At 37.8% G+C, this 25,452-nt stretch carries 23 protein-coding genes; 22 read left to right on the top strand and 1 reads right to left on the bottom strand.

Annotated elements, in window-relative coordinates; all coding sequences use genetic code 11:
• The first annotated feature begins 66 nt into the window (after positions 1-66).
• From AC4BC3_RS09265 to AC4BC3_RS09230, 8 genes are all read left to right on the top strand, one after another.
• On the top strand, positions 67-240 hold the full coding sequence (locus AC4BC3_RS09265; protein WP_430733289.1) for a hypothetical protein: 174 nt from the start codon (positions 67-69) through the stop codon (positions 238-240).
• A 136-nt stretch (positions 241-376) separates the two neighbouring features.
• Positions 377-865 carry a gamma carbonic anhydrase family protein gene (locus AC4BC3_RS09260; protein WP_206907547.1) on the top strand — a complete coding sequence of 163 codons (489 nt, stop codon included), beginning with the start codon at positions 377-379 and terminating at the stop codon, positions 863-865.
• Positions 866-1,095: 230 nt separating this feature from the next.
• Positions 1,096-2,070 carry an AraC family transcriptional regulator gene (locus AC4BC3_RS09255; RefSeq protein ID WP_206907545.1) on the top strand — a complete coding sequence of 325 codons (975 nt, stop codon included), beginning with the start codon at positions 1,096-1,098 and terminating at the stop codon, positions 2,068-2,070.
• A gap of 142 nt (positions 2,071-2,212) precedes the next feature.
• The gene (locus AC4BC3_RS09250; protein ID WP_490466345.1) at positions 2,213-3,526 is read left to right on the top strand and encodes an MFS transporter; all 1,314 of its coding nucleotides are present in this window, start codon (positions 2,213-2,215) and stop codon (positions 3,524-3,526) included.
• Positions 3,527-3,551: 25 nt separating this feature from the next.
• Positions 3,552-5,138, top strand: a complete 1,587-nt coding sequence (locus tag AC4BC3_RS09245) for an alpha-L-rhamnosidase-related protein (RefSeq protein ID WP_206907540.1) — start codon at positions 3,552-3,554, stop codon at positions 5,136-5,138.
• Between the two features lie 112 nt (positions 5,139-5,250).
• Positions 5,251-6,639, top strand: a complete 1,389-nt coding sequence (locus AC4BC3_RS09240) for an MFS transporter (protein WP_490466344.1) — start codon at positions 5,251-5,253, stop codon at positions 6,637-6,639.
• Positions 6,640-6,849: 210 nt separating this feature from the next.
• The gene (nfsA, locus tag AC4BC3_RS09235) at positions 6,850-7,590 is read left to right on the top strand and encodes an oxygen-insensitive NADPH nitroreductase (protein ID WP_490466343.1); all 741 of its coding nucleotides are present in this window, start codon (positions 6,850-6,852) and stop codon (positions 7,588-7,590) included.
• Positions 7,591-7,622: 32 nt separating this feature from the next.
• The gene (locus AC4BC3_RS09230; protein WP_490466342.1) at positions 7,623-8,201 is read left to right on the top strand and encodes a TetR/AcrR family transcriptional regulator; all 579 of its coding nucleotides are present in this window, start codon (positions 7,623-7,625) and stop codon (positions 8,199-8,201) included.
• Positions 8,202-8,460: 259 nt separating this feature from the next.
• Here AC4BC3_RS09230 and clpP read toward each other — a convergent pair whose 3' ends face one another.
• Positions 8,461-9,054, bottom strand: a complete 594-nt coding sequence (gene clpP, locus AC4BC3_RS09225) for an ATP-dependent Clp endopeptidase proteolytic subunit ClpP (RefSeq protein ID WP_067480270.1) — start codon at positions 9,052-9,054, stop codon at positions 8,461-8,463.
• 183 nt (positions 9,055-9,237) lie between these two features.
• Between clpP and AC4BC3_RS09220 the strand changes: the two genes are divergently transcribed.
• The 14 genes from AC4BC3_RS09220 to AC4BC3_RS09155 all read left to right on the top strand — a co-directional run bounded on the left by AC4BC3_RS09220 (position 9,238) and on the right by AC4BC3_RS09155 (position 25,344).
• Positions 9,238-9,765, top strand: a complete 528-nt coding sequence (locus tag AC4BC3_RS09220; protein WP_206899630.1) for a hypothetical protein — start codon at positions 9,238-9,240, stop codon at positions 9,763-9,765.
• 280 nt (positions 9,766-10,045) lie between these two features.
• Positions 10,046-10,777, top strand: a complete 732-nt coding sequence (locus AC4BC3_RS09215) for a glycerophosphodiester phosphodiesterase (protein ID WP_206907532.1) — start codon at positions 10,046-10,048, stop codon at positions 10,775-10,777.
• Between the two features lie 7 nt (positions 10,778-10,784).
• The gene (gene miaA / locus AC4BC3_RS09210) at positions 10,785-11,714 is read left to right on the top strand and encodes a tRNA (adenosine(37)-N6)-dimethylallyltransferase MiaA (protein WP_490466341.1); all 930 of its coding nucleotides are present in this window, start codon (positions 10,785-10,787) and stop codon (positions 11,712-11,714) included.
• A complete protein-coding gene (gene hflX, locus AC4BC3_RS09205; protein ID WP_490466340.1) occupies positions 11,711-12,964 on the top strand; it encodes a GTPase HflX in 1,254 nt (417 codons plus the stop codon). Before miaA ends, hflX begins: the two co-directional genes overlap by 4 nt.
• Positions 12,948-14,201 (top strand): methionine gamma-lyase family protein, encoded by a 1,254-nt coding sequence (locus AC4BC3_RS09200; RefSeq protein WP_490466339.1) that lies wholly within the window; start codon positions 12,948-12,950, stop codon positions 14,199-14,201. The genes hflX and AC4BC3_RS09200 overlap by 17 nt, the downstream gene beginning before the upstream one ends.
• A 160-nt stretch (positions 14,202-14,361) precedes the next feature.
• Complete coding sequence (locus tag AC4BC3_RS09195) at positions 14,362-14,754, top strand: MerR family transcriptional regulator (protein ID WP_067480287.1); 393 nt, start codon at positions 14,362-14,364, stop codon at positions 14,752-14,754.
• Between the two features lie 40 nt (positions 14,755-14,794).
• Positions 14,795-16,135 (top strand): type I glutamate--ammonia ligase, encoded by a 1,341-nt coding sequence (gene glnA, locus AC4BC3_RS09190; RefSeq protein WP_206907525.1) that lies wholly within the window; start codon positions 14,795-14,797, stop codon positions 16,133-16,135.
• A 374-nt stretch (positions 16,136-16,509) separates the two neighbouring features.
• Positions 16,510-18,120: a CTP synthase gene (gene pyrG / locus AC4BC3_RS09185; protein ID WP_490466338.1), complete on the top strand. Its 1,611-nt coding sequence runs from the start codon at positions 16,510-16,512 to the stop codon at positions 18,118-18,120.
• 338 nt (positions 18,121-18,458) lie between these two features.
• Complete coding sequence (locus tag AC4BC3_RS09180; protein WP_206899643.1) at positions 18,459-19,328, top strand: class II fructose-bisphosphate aldolase; 870 nt, start codon at positions 18,459-18,461, stop codon at positions 19,326-19,328.
• Positions 19,329-19,690: 362 nt separating this feature from the next.
• Entirely contained in the window at positions 19,691-20,416 is a 726-nt protein-coding gene (locus AC4BC3_RS09175) for a MurR/RpiR family transcriptional regulator (RefSeq protein ID WP_206907521.1), read from the top strand.
• Positions 20,417-20,592: 176 nt separating this feature from the next.
• Positions 20,593-22,020, top strand: coding sequence for a 6-phospho-beta-glucosidase (locus AC4BC3_RS09170; RefSeq protein WP_490466337.1), 1,428 nt, complete (start codon positions 20,593-20,595; stop codon positions 22,018-22,020).
• Positions 22,021-22,032: 12 nt separating this feature from the next.
• On the top strand, positions 22,033-22,827 hold the full coding sequence (locus AC4BC3_RS09165) for a glycoside hydrolase family 3 protein (protein ID WP_490466336.1): 795 nt from the start codon (positions 22,033-22,035) through the stop codon (positions 22,825-22,827).
• 15 nt (positions 22,828-22,842) lie between these two features.
• Positions 22,843-24,150: a glycoside hydrolase family 3 C-terminal domain-containing protein gene (locus tag AC4BC3_RS09160; protein WP_490466335.1), complete on the top strand. Its 1,308-nt coding sequence runs from the start codon at positions 22,843-22,845 to the stop codon at positions 24,148-24,150.
• 174 nt (positions 24,151-24,324) lie between these two features.
• A complete protein-coding gene (locus AC4BC3_RS09155; RefSeq protein ID WP_206907516.1) occupies positions 24,325-25,344 on the top strand; it encodes a LacI family DNA-binding transcriptional regulator in 1,020 nt (339 codons plus the stop codon).
• Positions 25,345-25,452: the final 108 nt, after the last annotated feature.

Genomic DNA, 25,452 nt, shown 5'->3' with positions numbered 1-25,452 from the left:
AATTTTTGTTTTTCCAAAAACTTGGTGATACAGTTAAAGTATCAAGAAGAAACGGAGATGGAAAACATGGAACAATTTCTAAATAAACAAATCGCTGAAGCTAAAAAAGAAATCGACCGTTTAACAACACGCCGACAAGAAGAATTAGGTAATTCAATCAATTTTATCGAAAACGAAGTGCAAATCGAGCGTTTACTCGCACAAGTTGAAGCTTATGAAGTTGTCTTAGAACAACTATAGGATTCAACTCAAGTGTAAGGTTGTAACAGGAAGTCTGTAGACTTTTGTTGCAACCTTTTTTCATTGATTCTTTTCTAGTATTCACAGAAAAGTATTGCTATACTTTGAACAAAGAATGAGTGAAAGTGGGAGGCAAATGGAGAAAATATTTATTGCGCCAAATGCAACAGTAGTTGGTGATGTTACTTTAGCCAAAGATGTTACGATTTGGTACCAAGCTGTTTTGCGAGGAGATAGTAATTGGATCAAGATAGGAAAAGGAAGCAATATTCAAGATGGAACGATTATCCATGTAGATCACGATGCACCAACAGAGATTGCAGAAAATGTAACGGTCGGTCATCAATGCTTGCTTCACGGATGTAAAATTGAAAAAGGTGCACTGATTGGGATGGGCTCAACGATTTTGAATCATGCGCAGATCGGCGAAAATAGTCTGATTGGCGCAGGATCTTTGGTAACGGAAGGCAAAGTGATCCCGCCAAATGTGTTGGCATTTGGGCGACCAGCCAAAGTGATCCGTCCGTTAACGGAGGAAGAAATCCAAAAAAATCAGGCAAATATTCAGCACTATATTGAGTTAGGCAAAGACTATTTAGCAGGAAACATTTCAATCAAAGCATAATGGTATAATCCATGAAGCAAAGCCTAAAGAAAAAACTAGCGCAAGGAATTCATCACGAATACCGTAGTGCTGTTTTTTTTTGCGTATGTCAAGGTACCGATAAAGAATCTGCGCTAGATAAAACCGCTGAGAAAGTGTGATGGGCGAAAACTATTTGTTATGTTATTCTACTAATGAAAAATTTCTTTACCACATCTAATCATTACTTTAATTTAGCAGGAGGAACTCAAATGAAAGATGAAGCATTGAAAGAATTGTTTCTGCAAGAAAATGAAATTGAAATTATTCAGCGCACAAAAGGCTATAATGTGAACGATCAAAATCTTCCGTTTGAAAAGGTGGACATTCCTAAAATGCCGAGCACTAATTTTTTTAAAGAAGGGAATATTTTTATCAATAAGCATCATCGTTATTCTGCTATGCCGAATCATACACATGAATTTGTCGAATTTAATTACATGCTTTCTGGTAGCTGTACCCAGTATGTGAATGAAAAAAAAGTAGTGTTGAATGAAGGCGAAATTATTTTGTTAGATAAAGAGATCGTGCAACGAATCGACCCTTTAACCACACACGATTTATTGATCAATATTTTATTAAAAGATGAGTCAATTACTACCGATATCATCATTAATATGGTCAAATCAACAGGATTGGTGAACGAGTTTTTGATGAATGCTTCAAATAAAGCAGGGAAACATGATGCTTTCATCCATTTTCATTGTGGAAAAAATGAAGAAGTTCAAAACATTCTCCACAAATTAATTGGCGAATATGTGCAAAAGAAAAGATACTATATGCGAGAAGCTAATCTGTTGCTTTCCCTTTTGTTGATCGAGTTAACTCGTGTGATTGAAGAAGAACGTTTAGATCATTACCAGCAAAAGGATGAAGAAATCATTCAGATCATGCGATATATTGAAACCAATTTTAGGTACCTCAGCTTGAAAGAGTTAGCAAATAAATTTGGTTACAATGCAAATTATATGGGCAATAAATTAAAAAAAGACACTGGACGTACATTTCAGGAGTTGATCAATTCTGCTAAGTATCAAACGGCATTAGAACTGATGAAAGAAACAGATCAAAGTATGGAAGAAATCGCTTATGAGGTTGGTTTTCATTCGTTGCCTTCTCTTTATAAATTATTTGCTAGATTCACAGATAAAACACCAAAACAAATACGAAATCAGTTGAAGAAGTGAAAAGACTTTCCTGCTTTTGCAGGAAAGTCTTTTCTGTAGTTTGGCTAAAAATATCTGGAATTAGACCATGGTTGAAAAGCCGTGATGCGCTTACAATTACCTCGTAAGCTGATCAGCTAAAAAAAGAAATGGAGTGTTTGTGTTGAATAAAAAAAGTAATTCAGTCGTCAAAGAATATTCTCCTTTAGCTACGGCTGCAGGAATTGGATCCATGCTTGGATCCGGCTGTATCGTTGGATTGTCCGCAACGATTCCAGTTTGGCAAAAAGGATTAGAACTAACAACTGGTCAAGTAGGGATTCTTTCTGGAGGATTAACGTTTGCGATTGCTTTTGGCTCAATGTTTGCCGGAAATATTACAAAAGGATTTGGATTAATTCGTTCCTTTAACTGGCTTAATCTTTTTTATGCGATTGGTGCAGCCATCTGCTTGTTTTCGACGAATTTTTTGATGTTGTTAGCTGGTGTGATTGTCATGGGCCTGTCATCTGGTGCCGATTTACCAATTAGTTTGACGGTTGTCTCACATGATGCGCCTGATGAAACAACGTCTGCGCAATTAGTTTCTTCTACTCAGATTTTTTGGCAAATTGGTGTATTTATTTCTTATATTTGTTCTTTCTTGCTTTCTGGCATCGAGGGTGTATTGGGTGCACGGATCGTGTTTGCTATTTTGTTTGGTTTTGCAATTATCACATGGCTATGGCGTACATTTTCAGCTAAATTCAAACGTTTCCATGAAGAAGGAAATGCTCGACAAGCAGTCAATAAAGCCATCACACAAGAAGGACAAGAAGTCTCATTCAAAACGGTTCTTTTTGGTGAAAACAAACGCAAATATCTCGGCTTCTTTTTCACTATTCTTACTTTTTATATCTGTTGGAATTTATTAGCCAATACGTGGGGACAATTTCAAACATATGCGTTAACAAATGCTGGTGCGAGTCAAACACAAGCTACTGGTCTAGGAATTGTCTTGAACGTTGTTTCTTTAGCAACAACGATTGTTTTCACTTCAATTGCTGGTGGAAAATATCGTAACAAAGCTTTCTTTGTTGGTGCCTTCGTTCAATTTGCAGCAATGGTCGGTATGGCTTTGCTTGGTGGTGGTGCGGGCTTCATCGCTTTGGCTATTACGATCGCCTTTTATAATTTTGGAAATCCTTTAGCAGGCGAAGCAATCTACAAGGTATGGACACAAGAATCGTTTCCGGCAGAAACCAGAGCTTCTTTGCAAGGATTCATTAACGGCTTCTCCCGTTTATGTTGTGGGCTTTTCGCCTTCGTTACACCTTACCTAGTGATGCCAGAACGGATTCAGTCTTCAATGATTGGTTTTGCTGGAATCGTCTTATTGGCGACAATTGCTGGGATTATTATGATGCGATTGCAAAAAAAATATGGAACATCAGAAAATCACGAAACTACTCTTCAAGATACAAATGTTACTGTTTGATAAAAAATAAGTGAGGAGAATGAACATGGCTTTTACTTTTCAAATAAACAACGATGTCGTTTGGGAATACGATCAAAAACTTTTGACAAAAGCAGAAGAAAATATCCCAGAATTAATGGAGACAGAAATTAAGCCGGTTAGGATCGTTGAAAAAATTCCTGCAAACCAGCGTTCAAATGACTTTTCACTACTAGAAAGTCAAAAAGATATCTTAGCATTAGAAAAGTACACATTGGGAAGAGAGGAGTCGATCATCTTGGATTTAGGCGATCATTATGTCGGACAATTTCGTATTGATATCGACTCAGTTGGTTCGCCGATGGATGCACCTTTGTATTTGCGTTTGAAATTTGCGGAAGTACCTTCTGAATTGTATGCCAATTCAGAAGACTATGATGGTTGGTTATCACGCTCATGGATTCAAGAAGAGTTCGTCCATCTTGATGTATTGCCTGCTACTCTAAAATTACCACGACGTTATAGCTGTCGTTATGTCGAATTAACTGTAATCGACACGTCACCAAAATGGCAGGCAAGTTTTCGTCATCCGCGATTTCTTGCAAAAAGTTCGGTATCAATGGAACAATTGCCAGCAAGAACAATTGAAGATGATACATTAAAGGAAATGTACAATATTTCAGTTAAGACCCTTTTTGACTGTATGCAGACAGTTTTTGAAGATGGTCCTAAACGAGATCGAAGATTATGGTTAGGGGATTTGCGCTTACAAGCGTTAGCTAACTACTATACGTTTGATGATTTGTCGTTAGTAAAACGTTGCTTGTATCTTTTTGGTGGCATGCGAACAGTGGAAGGAAAGATTCCCGCAAATGTCTTTACGGAACCTCGTTTGACACCAGATGATACGTTTTTATTTGATTACAGTCTTTTCTTTATTGCTTCACTATATGATTATGTTGAACACACGAATGATAAGAGCGTTTTAGAAGATCTTTATTTCGTGGCCAAAAATGCTGTTGATTTGGCACTGACACAAGTTGACGATGCTGGTCGTTTAGTATTAACGGAAGACTGTCCTGTCTTTGTTGACTGGTCGAATGATTTCGATAAAGCAACTGCTGGACAAGCAATCATGATCTACGTATTGAAACGATTCTTGAAATTAGCTGAACGTTCAAATGAAAGAGAAAAGCCACATTACGAAGAAGTTTTGGAAAAAATGATCCAATTCTCAACACAACATTTATTTGACCCAAAGCAAAAGCAATTCATTATTGAAAGGACAAACGAAGTAAACATTGCAAGTCAAGTGTGGATGGTGTTGGCTGAAGTATTCGACACGCCAACAAATCAAGCAATTATGCAGACAACGGTGAAAAATCATTTTCCGATAAGAGGAATTGCTACGCCTTATATGTACCATCATGTGGTGGAAGCATTATTTCTGGCGAATTGCCGCGAAGAAGCGATTCAATTGATGAAAGACTATTGGGGAAAAATGATGGACTTAGGTGCGGATACTTTTTGGGAAGCCTTTAAACCAGAAGATTTAGACTTTTCTCCTTACGGCAGCCCAATATTAAATAGCTATTGTCACGCGTGGAGTTGCACACCGGCGTATTTGATTGGAAAATATCTAGTGGAAAATTAGTCTTGCTAAAAATCATGGATCATTCTGTATATTTCTACAGGATGATCCATAGATTAATCATGTGGTGAAAGCGGTTGTAATTGCTGGTAGATCATTTTAAAGGAGTTTTATTATGGAAACGACACAAATGAATCAATTGAAAAGAAACCAATTCAACATTTGGCGACAACGGATTGGCTACGGTGTTTCTGATTTAGCCTGTAACCTTATTTGGCAAATGATTTCACTTTATCTTCTGTACTTTTATACAGATGTCATGCATTTAAATGCCGCAGCAATCAGTTTGATGTTTGTTGTTACGCGCTTTGTAGACGGGATCACCGATTTATTGGTGGGCTATTTGATCGATCATACCAATACGCGTTGGGGAAAATCACGGCCTTATTTTCTTTTCGGAGCGATTCCTTTTGCGCTCTTTGCTTTTTTATGTTTCAGTGTCCCTGATTTTTCTGCCTCAGGGAAATTAGTGTATGCGTATATCACCTACTTTGGGTTATCGCTAGCATACACTTTGGTCAACGTACCAATGGCTTCAATTTTACCTAGTTTAACAAGTGATACAGAAGAAAGAACAGCGTTATCAACTTCACGAAAATTTTTTGCCTTTCTTGGTGCAACGATCGTCAGCTCTTGCGCATTCGCTTTGGTGGCCTTTTTTGGACATGGAAATGAACAAATTGGCTTCAAAATTGTCATGGGGATCTTCGGAATTATTAGTTGTCTTTTATTCTTTTTTACGTTCTTCAATGTTCGAGAATTACCAGTCCATGGGGTGAAAAATCCCTCACTTAAGACAGTTTTGACTTCGTTAAAACAAAATAAACCTTGGTTGGTCTTTGCCGTCAATATTCTTTTTATGTGGACTAGTTTCTTTATTCAATCAAGTGCGTTAGTTTATTATTTTTCTGTTGTCGTCGGCAGCAAATCACTGTCAGTTACGGTAGCAACGATTATGTCGATTGTCCCAATGTTTGCAAACTTTTTCGTCCCGCTGCTTGCTAAATTATTTGGCAAACGAAACTTGTATCTTTTGTCTTCGGGTATCCAGTTAGTTGGTTTAATCGTGATCATGTTTGCAGCTAGTCGTATACCAGGCATTCTAGTAGGGGCTTTTATTTCAGCAATTGGTTATGGTGTGAAAGAAAGTATTTATTTTTCTATGCAAGCAGATTCAGTTGATTTTGGGGAATGGAAGACAGGGATCAATGTCTCTGGTTCTCTTTCAGCAATCAATGGCTTTTTAGGAAAAGTAGCACAGGCAATTTCTGGTGGACTAGCAAGTGGATTGTTAGCTTGGGGAATGTATCAGCCCGGAGCAGCTGTGCAAACTGAACGAACAATTTTTGCCATCCAAGCAATGTATCTTTATGTCCCAATATTCTTGATTATTTGTTCGATAGTAACCATGCTATTTTATCATTTAGATACAATTTATCCGCAAATAAAAGCTGATTTAGAGCAAAAGAAAGTTATTGAAGCCCAAAACAAAAAAGCATCATGAGTAAGTTAAAACAAAACAGTCAGGACTTAGTTCTGACTGTTTTTTGTAATGAATAAAGCCATAAGAATAGCCTGGATAGCAAAAAGAAAACGGCGTATCGATTTAGAGTTCCCAAATTTATTTACTAACTTTTGAAAAAATGATTTTTGACTGATTGGTACAAAAATGATAAACTAAAAAAATAGTACGGAATGAAAGGAACGAATTAGTATGAATGAAACCATTGATTTATTACAAAAGCATGTTTCTGTTCGACAATTTTCAGATAAAAAAATGTCAGAGACGCAAGTGAAAGAATTGATTCTTTCTGCTCAAGCAGCTTCCTCATCCAGTTTTTTGCAAGCATATTCGATTATCGGAATCGAAGAGGAAGAGCTCAAAAGAAAAATTGCTCGATTAGCGGGCAACCAACCATTTATTGCTGAAGGCAGTCACTTTTTTATCTTTTGCGCAGATATGCAAAGACTAAATAAATTAGCTAAAAAAAGGAATGTTGATATTCAACTGACACTCGAAGGAATAGATGCTACTTTAGTAGGGACGGTAGATGCGAGCTTAGCTGCCCAAAACATGACAATAGCAGCAGAATCAATGGGGATGGGCGTATGTTACATTGGGGGAATCCGTGACGCCATCGTAGAAATTTCTGAAATGCTGGAATTACCAGAATATGTTTTCCCAATCTTTGGATTAGTTATCGGTTATCCTAAAGTACGAAATGACTTGAAGCCTAGAATGCCGATTACAGGTATTTATCATGTCAATAAATACAATAATGAGACAGACCGAGTAGTGGATGAATATGAAGAACAAACAAAAAATTATTATGCCCATCGAACAGGTGGCGCTAAGAAACATTCTTGGGCTGAAAGTGTCTTAAGTAGTCTAAAAAGATTACCAAGAACGGAAACGAAACCTTTCCTAAATCAACAAGGCATGGCTAAAAAATAAATTTTGATCAGAAATGGTAGGTGACTCTTTTTATGACAGGAAGACCAAGAAAATGTAGCAAAGAAGAATTAATTGAAAAGGCGATGAATGAATTTTGGGCACGTGGGTATGAGGCATGTTCCACTGATCATTTATGTCGGAAGATCGGAGTCGGCAAAGGTAGTTTTTACAACGCGTTTGAAACTAAACATGCACTATATGTTGAAACGCTGAAATATTACCATGAACTTTGGTTGGAAGAACAAATTGCGCTCTTGTCGCAGCCAATCGCGCTCAAGCAACGGTTAGAAAATTTATTGAATTGGGCAGTAGCGGTGGATTTTGGCGATCAAAGACAAGGATGCTACCTGATCAATGCAGCTATAGAACGGGGAAAAACGGATGAAGCCGTTGTTCACTGGACCAAAAAACATGTGGATGTACTAGGGCAAAAAATCCAGATGGAAATTCAACGTAGTATAGATGAGAAGGAATTAAACACAGCTAAAACTGCAACAGAATTAACAACGATGTTTCTAACGAGTTATTATGGCTTGCGAACATTAAATGCGTCTGTTCAAAGTGAAGAAATGGCGAAAACGATCGTAGCAAATGCCATGGCAGCTTTTTGAGTGAGCATGCAATGTGTGAGTGAATCATTTTCTTGCCAGACTGTTAATAACGAATGTCACCGAAACGCTCTTATATAAAGAAAAGTAGCCCGAAAAATACGGAGCAAGAGAAATATCACTTCAGATCAAGTGTTTAGGAAAAAATTTATCTAAAAAAGAACCAGCCTTATTAACGATAAGGCTGGTTCTTTTTGTGTCTTTTCAATTATAAGAAATTCTATCACTGATCAAAGTTAAATTGTGCTGGTCTGTTAGCCGTTTACTTCAAAGCAGAGTTGTTTTCCATTACTTCGTCGATCAAGCCATAATCTTTTGCTTGCTGAGCAGTCATATAATTGTCACGATCAGTATCTTTTTCGATGACTTCAAGTGGTTGACCTGTACGTTCAGCTAAGATTTTGTTTAAGCGTTCACGAGTTTGTAAAATGTGGCGTGCAGCAATTTCAATTTCAGTTGCTTGACCTTGTGCGCCACCAAGTGGTTGGTGAATCATGATTTCTGCATTTGGCAAAGCAAAACGTTTGCCTTTTGTACCAGCGGTTAGTAAGAAGCTACCCATTGAAGCAGCCATCCCCATAACGATTGTTTGGACATCTGCTTTGACAAAGTTCATTGTGTCATAAATGGCCATACCTGCTGTCACAGATCCACCTGGAGAGTTGATATAAAGATAAATATCTTTTTCAGAGTCTTGAGCATCAAGGAAAAGCAATTGTGCAATGATCGAATTTGCAAGATCATCTGTTACTTGTCCACTCAACATGATGATACGGTCTTTTAATAGACGAGAATAAATATCGTAGGCTCTTTCACCACGAGATGATTGTTCGATAACTGTAGGAATTAAATTCATTCTAAATTTCCTCCTTAAAATTCTTTCAAAGTTAGTGTAACACAAAGTGTTCTTAAATACCTAAGAAGAAGTATACCTTTTTGGTCAACAAAGGTCAAATGAAAAAACTTCGACAAATTGGTCGAAGAAAGACTTCTTTATGTTATGATAAAAAGAGAACAGAAACAAGGAGGAGCAATAGATTTGGAAGTGGGAATCATAGGTTTTATCGGCGTTCTTTTGGGTGCAGTGGTTGTCTATCTTGGCATGGCGATCCAGATGCGCCATTTAGAAAATAAAGAAACACGTCGACGTGAATTAGAACTAAAGGTCAAAGAAATTGAAACGTTGAATCAATTGAATAAGAAAATCAATGAGATTTTGCAAAAACGTTCCACTCTAATGGAAGAGTATGTCAGCTTTGACGCATTTGATGACTGCTACATCACGATTGACGATTTTGCTTATTTGCAATCATATGCGACACAAAATAATTTTTATTTACCTAACTATATTTTAGATGAATTGTTCAAAACAATTGCCCATCGAAAAGTAATTCTTTCACCTGATGAAACAATGAAAGTAGGTGGATATGCGTATAAAGGTGGTCGTGTCATTTTAGAAAACTTTAGTGATAATTTGACTGAGATGATCAACGAGAAAAAACTACAATTAAAAAATCTGACGAAACAACCAATCGGTTTCTTTTCAAAAGATGACGTGTGGAGCTAACTAGAAAATCAATGAGCAGCAGAACCTTGACGAGAGTCAGGGTTCTTTTTTGTTGCAGATAGAAAATCTTTCTTAAAAGATTGGTTCAGCTTGGTATGATGGATGCGTTTAGCAACAAATTTATTTGTGAGCTTTTTAAAGTAAAAAATCGAAAAAATGCGTAGCTATATAAAAACAGCGAGAGTTCTTTGAAGTACTTGTTCCTTGTTCAGCTAGGGTCAGTGCTTGAGCTAGAACTTCTTCCATATGTTACAATAGTACTCGATTGGAGTGAATGAATATGGTACAGATTTACGCACATCGCGGGAGTAGCGGAACACATCCTGAAAATACATTGCCAGCATTTGCCGAAGCAGTTCGTGTTGGTTCAGATGGAATCGAGTTAGACGTTCATCTTAGTGCAGATGGCCAAATAGTTGTGATGCATGATGAAGAAGTGGATCGAACAACAAATGGTAAAGGATTACTTCGCGAAAAAACGTTGGAAGAAATCAAAAAGTTGAACGCCGGTAGTTGGTTTAGCAAAGATTTTTCTGCGGCAAAAGTGCCAACTTTAAAAGAGGTACTGAACCTTTTGCTCCAAAAAAACTACCGCGGTGTATTAATGATCGAATTAAAGACAGATAAGTATGAATATCCTCAAATTGAGGATAAAGTTTCTGCCTTGTTGCAACAGTCTTGGCCGTTTGAACATGGGTATTGCAGTTTCAACCTTGCTTCTCTAGAGCGCATGGCGAAACTAGAACCCGGTGTTCAATTAGATGTTTTAACAGGGACTTCAAAAAATAAAATCATGTACGCAAAGGAAAACGAATTTATCGAAGGTGTTCATCCCAAAAAGACTTGGTTGCAAGAACAATCTGGACAAGTAGGAATGTTTGATAAACCTATTCGACCATGGACGATCAATACAGAAGAAGAAATCAATTGGTGCTATGGACTTGGAGTGACAGGAATCATTACTGATTATCCTGAGAGAGCCATTCGCCTGAAACAATTTATGAAAAAGTAGGATGCTTATGAAAAAAGTATTAGTAATTGTTGGCCCAACGGCTGTTGGTAAAACAGCTTTGAGCATTGAATTAGCAAAAAAATTTAATGGGGAAATCATTAGTGGTGATTCCTTGCAAGTGTACCAAAAACTAGACATTGGAACAGCGAAGGTCACCAAAAAAGAAATGGCTGGCGTACCACATCATTTGATTGATGTGATCGAGCCGACGCAACGTTACTCAGTTGCTGATTTTCAGCAGTCTGCTAGACAATTGATTACTGAAATCACGGCTAGAGGTCATTTGCCAATTATTGCAGGGGGCACAGGATTGTATATTCAGTCTTTACTTTATGATTATCAATTGGGTGCTGCAGATAAGCAACAAGATGAAACCAAACTAGTTCGCCAAAAATACGAAACATTTGCTGATGAATATGGAAAAGAGGCTTTGTGGAGGATGCTTAAAGAAAAAGATCCAGAAGCTGCAGAAAAAATTCATTGGAACAATCAGCGAAAAGTTGTCCGGGCGCTGGAAGTTTTAGAAACAACTGGATTCAGCATTACTGCCCCAAAAGAACAACCAAAACAATTATACGATTATTACATGATTGGCTTGGATACCAACCGGGAGAAGCTTTATGAACGAATCAATTTACGAGTGGATCTGATGCTAAAAGCTGGTTTGGAGGATGAGGCACATTTTGTTTATCAATTAGGTGATACACAAGCAAGTCAAGGAATTGGGTACAAAGAATTTTTTCCTTATTTTAACGGACAGGGTTCTTTAGCAGAAGTCGTAGAACAAATCAAACAAAATTCCAGACGTTATGCAAAACGACAACTTACTTGGTTTAGAAATCGACTAACTGCTCAGTGGTTTGATTTAATAGAGCAGCCTGAGGAACAACAAGTAATTGAAACGGAAATTCAAAAATGGCTGGAGGAATCACAATGATTGAAGAGAAAGAAAAAGTGGTGGTTGTCGGGGTTGAAACGGAAAAAAATCAACATTATTTTGCAGAATCAATGAAAGAATTGATTCAACTGACGAAAACTGCAGCAGGAGAAGTGGTTTTTTCGCTTACACAAAAAAGACCGCAAGTTGATCGCCAAACATTGATTGGTAAAGGAAAATTAGAAGAATTAGTCCAGCAAGCAACTGCTTATGAAGCAGATTTAATCATTTTTAACCATGAGCTAACGCCACGACAAAGTCAAATCATTTCGGATACCGTAGGATTACCGGTTATCGACCGAGTACAATTGATTTTAGATATTTTTGCGATGCGCGCACGTTCAAGAGAAGGCAAACTGCAAGTAGAGCTGGCACAGCTTGAATATTTGTTGCCACGATTGGTGGGGCAAGGGAAGACTTTGTCTCGTTTAGGCGGGGGAATTGGAACAAGAGGGCCTGGTGAAACAAAACTGGAAACGGATCGTCGCCATATTCGCAACAAAATCTATGCAGTCAAACGTGAACTGAAAGAAGTTGAAGCACATCGCGAGCGTAATCGGCAACAGCGAAAAAATAATGAGATTTTTCAAATTGGTCTGATTGGTTACACGAATGCTGGAAAATCAACGATTTTAAATCTATTGACCCAAGCAGATACGTATTCAAAGGATCAGTTATTTGCAACACTTGATCCATTGACGAAAAAATGGCATTTTCCTGAAGGATTTGAAGTGACAATGACAGATACTGTTGGTTTTATTCAAGATTTGCCAACCCAGCTGATTGATGCATTTCATTCAACTTTAGAAGAAAGTCAAAATATGGATTTACTTCTACATGTCGTGGATGCTAGTGCACCTGAACGAATTTTACAGGAACAAACGGTTCTGAAGTTAATGGATGAACTTAAGATGAAAGACATACCAATCTTGACCATTTATAATAAAGCAGACCAAGTTAATCGTGGAACCTTTACACCCACATTGTTCCCGAATCGTTTGATATCAGCCAAAAGTCAGTCGGGAAAACAAGAATTGACAGAAGCAATCAAACGAGAAATCATGGAACTATTGACTCCCTATACACTTTTGTTGCCAAGTGATGCAGGACAACAGCTAAGTGAAATCAAGCGACAAACCTTGGTGTTAAGTGAAGAATTTATTGAAGAAAAGAATAGCTATGAAGTCAGAGGATTTGCAAAGAGTACTTCGAAATGGATAAGGAGAATGACAGATGAGTTGGACAGCTGAGTTAGCGCCTGAATTAGTTGAAAAAATAGATGAGGTGGATCAAAAGGTTGCTAAGCGATTAGCTGAGGTTCGAGAAGTAGCATTAACGAATCAGGCAAAAGTGTTAGCAGCATTTCGAGACCAACAAGTATCAGAGACACATTTCTTGCCATCAACTGGTTATGGAAATGATGATTTAGGTCGCGATGTTCTGGAAGCTGTGTATGCTCAAGTGTTTGGAGCAGAAGCAGCGCTTGTTCGTCCCCAAATCGTTTCAGGCACACACGCAATTGCGACAGCGCTTTTTGGGGTGCTACGTCCAGGTGATGATTTACTTTATATTACAGGAACTCCTTATGATACTTTGTTGGAAGTCATCGGTGTTGCCGGCAGCGGGATTGGTTCGTTTAAAGAATACGGAATTGGATATGACCATGTTGACTTGCAAGCAAATGGAGAAGTAGACTTTGAACAAGTGCGAAAAAAAATGACAAGCAAAACAAAAGTGGTTGCGATTCAACGTTCGCGAGGATATGCTACGCGTCCATCTTTTACGATTGAAAAGATCAAAGAGATGTGCACTTTTGTACATGAAATTGATCCAAATGTGGTTATTTTTGTCGATAATTGTTATGGAGAATTTGCTGAATTAATGGAGCCAACTCAAATTGGTGCGGATCTCATTGCTGGGTCATTGATCAAGAATCCTGGTGGTGGAATTGCAAAAACAGGTGGTTATATTGCTGGAAAAAAAGAGTTTGTTGAACGTGCAGCTTATCGTTTGACTACACCAGGTGTTGGTGCAGAAGGTGGCGCAATGTTGGGAAATGTTTACGATATGTTACAAGGTTTTTTCCTAGCACCACACGTAGTTAGTCAAGCGATTCAAGGTGCAGTCTTTACAGCCGCTTTATTGGAAAGTTATCAACTGCGTTCGACACCACGTTGGGACGAGCCACGAACGGATTTGATCCAATTAGTTGAAATGGAAAATGCAAAAGCCATGGTCACCTTTTGCCAAGCAATCCAAAAATTTTCACCAATCGATTCATTTGTTGCACCGATCCCCTCATACATGGCTGGATATGAAGATGATATTATTATGGCAGCAGGTACTTTTGTCCAAGGTGCGAGTATCGAATTAAGTGCTGATGGTCCTTTGAGAGAACCTTATGCTCTGTATATTCAAGGTGGATTGACCTTTGAACACGTAAAAATTGCAGTTTCTCACGCGGTGAATGCTGTTTATCATCAATAAATAATCAAATGATGCGCTTTTTCTAGCAAAGAAAGAGCTCATTTTTTTTGTACAGAAAAAAATTTTATCTTTCATGTTAGAAAACCTTACATGAATCGTTGACAAGTAAAAAATAAATTGGTACACTTTTCTCAACTTAGAAAACGAAAGGAGACGTCTGATGGGAGAAAAGGAATTACGGCGCTCAATGTCAGTTTTTCCAATTGGTACAGTTATGAAATTGACTGATTTAACTGCGAGACAGATTCGTTATTACGAAGAGCAAGAACTTGTTCATCCTGAACGTAGCGAAGGAAATCGTCGTATGTATTCGTTAAATGATATTGATACATTGTTGGAAATCAAAGATTATCTTTCGGATGGTCTGAATATGGCAGGAATCAAGCGGGTATATGAAATGGCGCAGGCGAAGAAAAAAGAAGCCAAGAAAAAACGACCATTGACCGATCATGATGTCCGTCAAATCTTTCGTGATGAAATGCTGTCACAAGGTGGACTAAGTAAAACGGGGCACTATCAGTCGCAAGGAATGCAACATCAATTCTATGACTGAATAAAATAAAAAACAAAAATGAAAGAGAAAGAGGGATACCATGGTAAAGAAACAAATCACTGGCGAAGAAATCAAACGAATTATTGAGGAAGAAAACGTACGCTTTTTACGTCTAATGTTCACAGATATTTTAGGAACAATCAAAAATGTTGAAGTTCCAGTAAGTCAAATCGACAAGGTCTTAGAAAATAAAATGATGTTTGATGGTTCTTCGATCGAAGGATTTGTTCGAATTGAAGAAAGCGATATGTATTTGTATCCAGATCTTTCAACTTGGATGATTTTCCCATGGGAGAGTGCGCATGGAAAAGTTGCACGTTTAATTTGTGATATTTACAATCCAGATGGAACACCATTTGCTGGCGACCCTCGTGGAAACTTAAAACGTGCGTTGTCAGATATGAAAGAACTTGGTTTTACCTCTTTCAATTTAGGTCCAGAACCTGAATTTTTCTTATTCAAACTTGATGAAGATGGCGGAATTACTACGACACTAAATGATAAAGGTGGTTACTTTGATTTTGCCCCAACGGATTTAGGTGAAAATTGTCGTCGAGATATCGTTTTGGAACTGGAAAGTTTAGGGTTTGAAGTCGAAGCTTCTCACCATGAAGTTGCGCCAGGACAACATGAGATTGACTTTAAATATGCAGATGTCGTAGATGCTTGTGACAATATTCAAACATTCAAACTAGTTGTCAAAACAATTGCTAGAAAACATGGCCTACACGCAACCTTCATGCCAAAACCATTATATGGAATCAATGGTTCAGGGATGCATTGTAATATGTCCTTGTTCAATGAGGACGGCAACGCTTTTTATGATAAAGATGGTGAATTAGAATTAAGCCAAACAGCTTATCACTTTTTAGGTGGATTGTTGCATCATGCGCGTGCTTACACAGCTGTTTGTAACCCAACAGTGAACTCATACAAACGCCTAGTTCCTGGATATGAAGCACCTGTTTACGTTGCATGGAGTGGACATAATCGTTCACCATTAGTCCGAGTTCCTGAATCGCGTGGTGTATCCACTCGTTTAGAATTACGTTCAGTTGATCCATCTGCAAATCCTTACTTGGCAATGGCTGTATTATTACAGGCTGGATTAGACGGTATCCGTCATGAATTGACACCACCAGACGCAGTTGACCGTAATATCTATGTGATGAATGAAGAAGAACGTGAAGCCGCACAAATCCAAGATTTACCTTCAACAATCCACAATGCAATTAAAGAATTACGTAAAGACGAAGTAATGATTGATGCACTAGGTCAACACATCTTCTCAAACTTTGTTGAAGCGAAACGCTTGGAATGGGCAGCTTTCCGTCAAACAGTTTCTGAGTGGGAAAGAGAACAATATTTAGAACTTTATTAATTCGAAAAAGCAGCAAACACAGAAGACATTCTTTTGTCTTCTGTGTTTTTTCTTTACTCCTTGTTTTTTGCTTCCCGCAAGTTTATTTTTCTAGGACAAATTAAGAAAAAAATTGTTGAAATATTCTAACTGAAGTTTTGCTATATTGTCTAGAATGCACCCAGCACCAACAATTTTTTTGAAATCGCCATCATCAAATTGATGTCTTGACTTTCGATTCTGGAGCTTGTATTATACTCCTTGGGCACCCTTTTGAAGGGTCAGAAGTTTACAGAAATTTCAGCTCCCTATTCTTGTTAGAAGAATAGGGAGCTTTCTTTATTTTTTTTCTGGGACTTTTCCTGCAGATAAAACAAGAAGGAGTTTTTGAATTTATGACAAAATACATTTTTGTAACTGGCGGCGTTGTATCTTCGATTGGTAAAGGAATCGTAGCAGCTTCATTGGGTCGCTTGTTGAAAAATCGTGGCCTAAAGGTAACTATCCAAAAATTTGACCCGTACATCAATGTTGATCCAGGAACAATGAGTCCTTATCAACATGGAGAAGTATTTGTAACAGATGATGGTGCGGAAACAGACTTAGACTTAGGTCACTATGAACGTTTTATCGATATCAATTTGAACAAATACTCCAACGTTACCACAGGAAAAATCTATTCTGAAGTATTGCGTAAAGAACGTAAAGGGGAGTACCTAGGGGCAACTGTCCAAGTGATTCCACATATCACAAACGAAATCAAAGAAAAAATCATGCGTGCCGCAAAATTAACGGACTCTGATGTGATCATCACTGAAGTTGGCGGAACAGTGGGCGATATCGAATCATTACCATTTTTGGAAGCTTTGCGCCAAATGAAAGCAGATGTTGGTGCAGACAACGTAATGTATGTGCATACAACATTGATTCCTTATTTAAAAGCTGCCGGTGAAATGAAAACAAAACCAACACAGCACAGTGTGAAAGAATTACGTGGTTTGGGAATCCAACCAAATATTTTAGTTGTTCGTACGGAGCAACCTGTTTCACAAAGCGTAAAAAATAAATTAGCACAATTTTGTGACGTTGAACCAGAAGCAGTGATTGAATCACCTGATGTAGACACTTTATATTCCATTCCATTATTGTTACAAAAACAAGGAATGGATCGAATTGTTTGCGAGCACTTGAAACTTGAAACACCAGAAGCAAACATGACGGAATGGAAAGAACTAGAAGAACGTGTCTTGAACTTGAAGAAAAAAGTGCGTATTGCTTTAGTTGGTAAATATGTTGAGCTACCTGATGCTTATATCTCAGTGGTAGAAGCATTGAAACATTCAGGATTTGCTTATGATGCGGATATTGAATTGGATTGGATCAAGGCACAAGAATTAACAGAAGAAAATGTTGCAGAACGCTTGAAAGATGCTGACGGAATCTTAGTTCCTGGTGGATTTGGTGACCGCGGTGTTGAAGGGAAAATTGAAGCAATCCGTTTTGCCAGAGAAAATGATATTCCATTTTTAGGTATTTGCTTGGGGATGCAAATGGCTTGCGTTGAATTTGCACGTAACGTCGTCGGTCTTCCTGACGCGGCTTCAGCTGAAACAAATCCTGATGCACAAAACAACATCATTGATTTGATGGCTGATCAAGAAAACGTTGAGAACCTTGGTGGAACACTTCGTTTGGGCTTATATCCATGTAAAATCAAAAAAGGAACGAAAACAGCAACAGCGTATGAAGAGGCAGATGTCGTTCAAGAACGTCACCGTCACCGTTATGAATTCAACAACCAATACCGTGAAATGTTTGAAGAACAAGGATTGGTCTTCTCTGGTGTTTCACCAGACAATCGCTTGGTTGAAATCGTTGAAATTCCTGAGAAGAAATTCTTTGTTGGTTGCCAATTCCATCCAGAGTTGATTTCACGACCAAATCGTCCACAAAAACTTATTAAAGCATTTGTTGGTGCTGCGTTAACTGATCGCGAATCAAAATAAAAAACAGATCAAACAGAGTAGCTTTTATAAACTACTCTGTTTTTTTGCGGAAAGAGTCGGAAGTAGGGATTAAGTGAAGCAAATGAGGATTTATGAAAAAAGAATGATTTTTTCTATTTGTTCTTTTGTTATTAAATGGGGAAGAAAAACATAATAAAACGGTATTTTTGTCTAGTTATGATCTGTGATTGTGTTTCTTTTTTACAAAAAACTTGTTGAAAATTTTCATTTTCGGTGATTTTAGTAGAAAAGTACCACAATGTTTGGTAAAATAAGGTCGTTGGTTAAGAATTGTCTTAACAAATTTAGTTTTTACAAAACTTAGGAGGAATTTTATTATGCCAGTAGTATCAGGAGCTGAATTTTTAAAAGCTGCTCGTAAAGGCGGTTACGCTGTCGGCGGATTCAACACAAACAACTTAGAATGGACTCAAGCTATTCTTGAAGCAGCTGAAGCTAAACAAGCACCAGTACTTATCCAAACTTCAATGGGTGCAGCTAAATACATGGGTGGTTACAAAGTATGTAAAGATTTAATCACTGATTTAGTTGAAGCAATGAACATCACTGTTCCAGTTGCTATCCATTTAGACCATGGTGACTACGATGCAGCTTTAGAATGTATCGAAATCGGCTATACTTCAGTTATGTTCGATGGTTCTCATTTACCATTCGAAGAAAACTTGAAATTAGCTAAAGACGTTGTTGAAAGAGCTCACGCTAAAGGAATCTCTGTAGAATGTGAAGTTGGTTCAATCGGCGGAGAAGAAGACGGAATCATCGGTAACGGCGAATTAGCTGACATTGAAGAATGTAAACAAATGGTTGCTACAGGTATCGACTACTTAGCATGTGGTATCGGTAACATCCACGGTCAATACCCAGAAAACTGGAACGGATTAGCATTTGATCACTTACAAGCAATCGCTGATGCTGTAGGTCCAGATATGCCTTTAGTATTACACGGCGGATCAGGTATTCCTCAAGACCAAATCGAAAAAGCTATCTCAATGGGTATCTCAAAAGTTAATGTTAATACTGAATTCCAATTATCATTTGCTGCTGCTACTCGTGAATATATCGAAGCTGGTAAAGACCGCGAAGGTAAAGGATTTGACCCTCGTAAATTATTAGCACCAGGTAAAGCTGCAATCGTTAAAGATGCAGAATCTCATATTGACTGGTTCGGTTCAGCAAACAAAGCTTAATTACTTCCTTTGTTGACTGATGAAAAGGGTGAGACAAAACAGATTTGTTTTGTCTCACCCTTTTTTTGTCTGCTAAAAATGTTTGTTTCTCCAGATTTGACAATGAAGAGCTGATGTCAGAGAAAGTTTTTTCAATTAATTAAAAGCTAAAGCTAGATTCATCTAAAAGGTCTCAGCTTTTTTTGACTTGCTTAGCAAAAGAACTGGAGAGTTTTGTTGTCGATCATTTGAAAAAATCCCTTACTTGATTTGCTAGCTATTATGAGTTATTTTGTTCTAGAATAAGTTTTGTAACCGCTTTTTTGATAAAAATAGAAATAAGTGGGCAAATTTGAATTGAGCTGCAACTAGGGGGAGAACAAATGAGTTTTTTTGGGAATATTGATTTTAATGCTTTGTCTGATACTGATCAAGCAATTTATCATTATATGAGTAGCAATGTGGATAAAGTTCCGTATATGCGCGTACGAGATATTGCGCAAGAATCGCATACTTCAGCATCTTCGGTAATGCGTTTGATTCGTAAGCTGGGGTATGAAAGTTATACTGAATTCCGCAGTCAGTTTAGCACAAGTGTGATAGAAGGAGAGGACTTTAATGCAGCTTTGACAATTTTGAGCCGTGATAGTTTTCGCAAAGATATTGAAAGTAAATTAAATCAAGTTGTGGAGAAAATCCAATATTGTGAGAATATTATTTTTTTTGGTATGGGCGCATCGGGTTCGATTTGTGAATACGCAGCCCGCCGTTTTGCTTTGATGGGGTACAACAGTTACCCATTGATTGACCCAACTTATCCAATTAAATCAAAACTGCAAAATACGAGTGACAATGTGCTAGTGACCTTATCTGTTTCAGGAATGACAAATGAAGTAGTGGAAGTAGTGAATGGCTTCCGGAATCAAGATGATTGTTTGACGATTGCGATTACTTCAGATATCAATTCGACCTTGAGTCGAATGTCTGATTATGTGCTGGATTATCACGTGGATGTTCGTCGAGTAAAAAAACATGAAGATTTGACCAGTCAGATACCTTGTATTTTTTTGATTGAACAACTTGCAGATCGTCTTCAACAATTTGACTAAAAAATTTCACTATTTTTAGGTACATGGCGTTTTAGGAAACACCGTTTTGGTACATAGCGTACCATGATGGTGTTTTTTTCTATTTATTGGATTTTATGCCGGAATTCCGTATAAGCATTGAGTAAGGCTGACTTCCTAATTATACTGAGGGCATTAAATAATTGAGGTGACCAATAATGACAAATAAATTTCCAAAAGATTTTTTATGGGGTGGCGCAGTAGCAGCTCATCAAATCGAGGGTGCTTGGAACGTTGACGGTAAAGGGATCAGTATTGCTGATGTGATGACAGCTGGCGCCAATGGTGTTGCACGAGAAATTACGAAGGGTGTGAAACTTGGTAAGAATTATCCCAATCATGAAGCAATTGACTTTTATCATCGTTACAAAGAAGATATTTCTTTGTTTAAAGAATTAGGATTAAACGTGTTTCGGACATCGATCAATTGGACAAGAATTTTTCCGAATGGAGATGAGGAAGAACCTAATGAAGCAGGGTTACAATTTTATGATGATTTGTTTGATGAATTATTGAGAAATGGGATTGAACCGGTGATTACTTTATCACATTTTGAAATTCCTTATCATTTACATGAAGTATATGGTGGATTCAAAAACAAAAAGTTAATTGATTTTTTTGTTCATTATGCGGAAACAGTCATGACGCGTTACCAGAAAAAAGTGAAGTATTGGATGACCTTTAACGAAATCAATAATCAGGCAGACGGGCAACATGAGCTACACACTTGGACCAATTCTGCCATGCTTTTTCAGGTGGATGAAAATAAAGAAGAATTAACTTTTCAAGCTGGTTTAAATGAATTGATTGCCAGTGCCAAAGTGGTTCGATTAGGACATAAAATTAATCCGGAGTTTCAAATTGGCTGTATGATGGCTTACGTTCCTGTTTATCCATACTCTTGCAACCCAGAAGATTTAATGGCGTCCGTCAAAGTAATGGAGCGTCGCTTCTTTTATTCTGATATTCATGCTCGTGGTATTATTCCTACTTATGCCAAAAAATATTGGGAAGAAAAAGGGTATCAAATCGAAATTACCGATGAGGAATTACAAGCGTTGAAAGAAGGAACAGTTGATTATATTGGCTTTAGCTATTATATGTCTGGTGCAGTAACGACTTTACCAGAAATTGATGGAGAAAACATTACTGATTTTCCAGAAGCAAAAATAGTTCGAAATCCTTATGTTCAGGCAAGTGATTGGGGTTGGCAAATTGATCCAGTTGGGTTGCGTTATATTTTGAATGTTGTATACGAACGTTATAATTTACCTCTTTTCATTGTTGAAAATGGTTTCGGGGCCTACGACCAATTAGAGGATGGGCAAGTCCATGATACGTATCGGATTGACTATTTGCAAAAACACATTGACCAAATGAATCTGGCTGTACATGTCGATGGGGTGGATTTACTTGGGTATACACCTTGGGGAATCATTGACTTAGTCAGCTTTGGTTCTGGTGAAATGGAAAAACGCTACGGTATGATTTATGTGGACAAAGACAATGAAGGCAATGGGCGTTTAACTCGTTTGAAAAAAGATTCTTTTGCTTGGTATCAAAAATTGATTCAAGAACATCAATAGAAGGAGTATGTCATGGACACTCACGAACTAAGAAAAGTAATGGACAAGTTAAGTTTAGCTGAAAAAATTGGTCAGTTGGTTCAAATAACACCTAATTTCTTTGGGAATCAAGGAGAAATTACTGGTCCAATGGTGGAGTGGTCAATGGGGACAGACCAGCTTTATCAAGTAGGGTCTATTTTAGGTACCCATCGAGGAACAGAAGTTAGAAAAATTCAAGAAGATTATTTAGCACATAGTCCACATCAGATTCCTTTATTGTTTATGGCAGATGTTATTCATGGTTATGAAACGATTTTTCCGATTCCGTTAGCATTAGCTAGTAGTTTTGATCCTGAATTAATTGAAAAAGTAGCAAAAGCATCCGCCGCAGAAGCAGCCAGTGAAGGCATTCACGTCACTTTTTCTCCGATGGCAGATTATGTCAAAGATCCCCGTTGGGGACGCGTGTTAGAAAGTAATGGTGAAGATCCGAGACTTTCTCGCACGTTAACAAAAGCTTATGTCAAAGGGTACCAAGGAACAGATTTGGCAACAGAACCATATCATATAGCGGCTTGTGTGAAGCATTTCATCGGCTACGGCGCTGCTGAAGGTGGTCGGGATTATAACACTGTAGATTTTTCTGATGTTGAGTTGCATCAAAACTATCTGCCTGCTTTTGAAGGAGCCATTACGAATGGTGTAAAAATGGTTATGACATCATTCAATAGCTTACATGGGGTACCTGTAACGGGAAATCGAGAACTGATCAAAGGAGTTTTGCGAGATGAATTGGGGTTTGATGGTGTCGTAATTTCAGATTGAGCAGCAATTGCTGAGTTGAAGAATCATCGTGTAGCTGAAAATCTACATGAAGCAGCAAAGAAAGCCTTTGAGGCAACCGTCGATATAGATATGATGACGGGTTGTTATTTAAATGAGCTTGCGGAAATGATTGAAACAAACGAGCAATTAAAAAATTTAGATGAAGCAGTTTGGCGTATCTTGACGTTGAAGAACGAGTTAGGCTTATTTGAAAATCCATACCGCGGGTTGGATGTTACCACTAATTTATCTGAATTAAAAAAATTAAGTTATCAAGCAGCTATTAATTCTGCTGTTCTTTTGAAAAATAATGGCGTCCTACCTTTAGAAAAAACAGAAAAAATTTTATTGATCGGCACGAAAGCAACAACACAAGATGTGCTTGGTGCATGGTCATGGATTGGTGATTCAAAAAATGCCCTTTCGTTTGTTGATGGGGTCAAACAGCAATTTTCGGAACTCCAGCATATTTCAGTGACTGACCAGCTTGACAAAAAAGCAATCGAGCAAGCAATTCGAACGACTGATAAAGTGATCATCGCAGTTGGGGAGAAGAGCGAAGAATCAGGTGAGGCTGCAAGTCGTGCCGATTTAAAATTAAAAGCGATAGAACTCGAACTGATCGATTTATTAGCGACATATGAGATTGATAAGATTTTAGTGACTTTTAGTGGACGACCATTGGTTTTGACGGACGTTGTTGAAAAAGTAGATGCAGTTGTTTCTGCTTGGTTTTTAGGTAACCAAACAGGAGAGGCATTGGCGATGCTTCTCAGTGGAGCAGAAAATTTTACAGCACATCTACCAATGAGTTTTCCTCGTAGTGTCGGGCAACTACCTTATTCTTATCAAGAAATGTCGACTGGACGACCTCAAACAAAGGAAAATTATCAGGAAAAATATATTTCGCGCTACATGGATGAAGAGAATCAGCCACTGTACTGTTTCGGTCATGGGCTGTCTTATAGTGAGTTTCAATATAAGAATTTTATCCTTTCAAATGACACGTTGGCGAAAGAGGAAGAACTGACAGTAAGTTTTGAAGTTATGAACATTTCTCAGATCAAAGGGTGGGCATTACCACAACTTTACTTTCAAGATGAGGTTACCGAAGTTATTCGACCAAAAATCGAACTTTTGAAGTGGAAAAAAATCGAACTAGCTGCAGGTGAAACAAAGAAAGTTGAGTTTGTAGTTTCACCAGTTGAATTGGCCTATAGCCATGTAGATTTAAAGAGAACGATTGAATCAGGAGGATTTCGTTTATTTTTAGGGGAAAGTGTAGCAAATATTGTGGCAGAAAGTCGATTTTTCTTAACCTAAATGTCATAGTGGTACAGCTTGTACCACTATGACTTTTTTTTCAAAAGAGAGAAACGAAAACCATCAATTGGACAAGTTATTGTTTTTGAAAACGTTTTTATTTATGATGTGAATGTAAAAAAGACTTCTTTACTTATTTAAGAAAAATAAAAACGTTTTTATTTGGAGGGAGTTATGAAAGAACGAATAACTATTCGTGAAGTTGCTCAAGAAGCAAATGTCTCGATTGCGACTGTTTCAAAAGCATTGAATAATGTGGACGTGGTAACGCCAAAAACAAAAGAAAAAGTCCTGACTGCGGCTAAAAAACTGCATTATACACCGAACTTATTTGGCAAAAATCTAAAAGCGAAGCACACGAATATGATCGGTTTTTATACGCATACGATTATCGGTCCTTACTTTAGTACATTGATTGAAGCAATCGTGAAGGAAGCAGAAAAACATCAGTATGGTGTGAATGTGATCATTTCTTCTGACAAAAAAGTGCTCAGTTCGCATCTGTTAGGAAATATGGTTGATGGGTTTATCGGATTTGAAGACCTGATTGATGATGAAGCACTAGGTACGATTCAGTCAGAAGGGATCAAAGCAGTTTTTATGGATCGAGAAATTGAGGACCAAAGTATCAGTAGTGTGGTCTTTTCTTCTCGAAAGGCTGGGAAATTAGCGACACAGCATTTAATTGAAAAAGGACATCAAAAAATTGGTTTTTTACCTGGACATCCAGGTGTCTATGATAGTGACGAACGTTATTTAGGCTTTGAAGAGACAATGAATGAAGCTGGCTTGGTGATTAACGAACAATGGATCATCCCGGGTTTATTTGAAGAAAAAGCTAGCTTTAACAATATGACACAGTACTTAAACACGCAAGAAAAAAATAGCTGGCCCACAGCATGGATTGCTGGGAATGATTTGAGTGCAATCGGCGTGATCAAAGCAATTGAAAGTTTAGCGATGTCAGTTCCAGAAGATTTTAGTGTGATTGGGTTCGATGATATCGAATTACTCCGCTATTTCAACCCAAAGATATCGACGATTCAAAATCCCATTCGTGAGCAGGGACGTCAAGCAGTTATTGAACTACTACATTTGATTGATAACCAAAAAACTGGTGAGAATAAAAGCCTAGACTGCCAGTTGATTCCCAGAGAAACAGCGAAGGAGTTGCGTAAAAAATGCAAAAGTTAGCGTAATAAATTGAAAAGGAAAAACAATGAGGAGGAAAATCAGTTGGAAGCAAAAATAAAACCAGCACTGGGCGTTCGTATTAAGAAATGGTTTCGAAATTTTGGCCGT

It is taken from the genome of Enterococcus sp. AAFC-DPL-6103, assembly GCF_058216595.1.
This window is presented reverse-complemented; position numbering and strand designations above follow the sequence as displayed.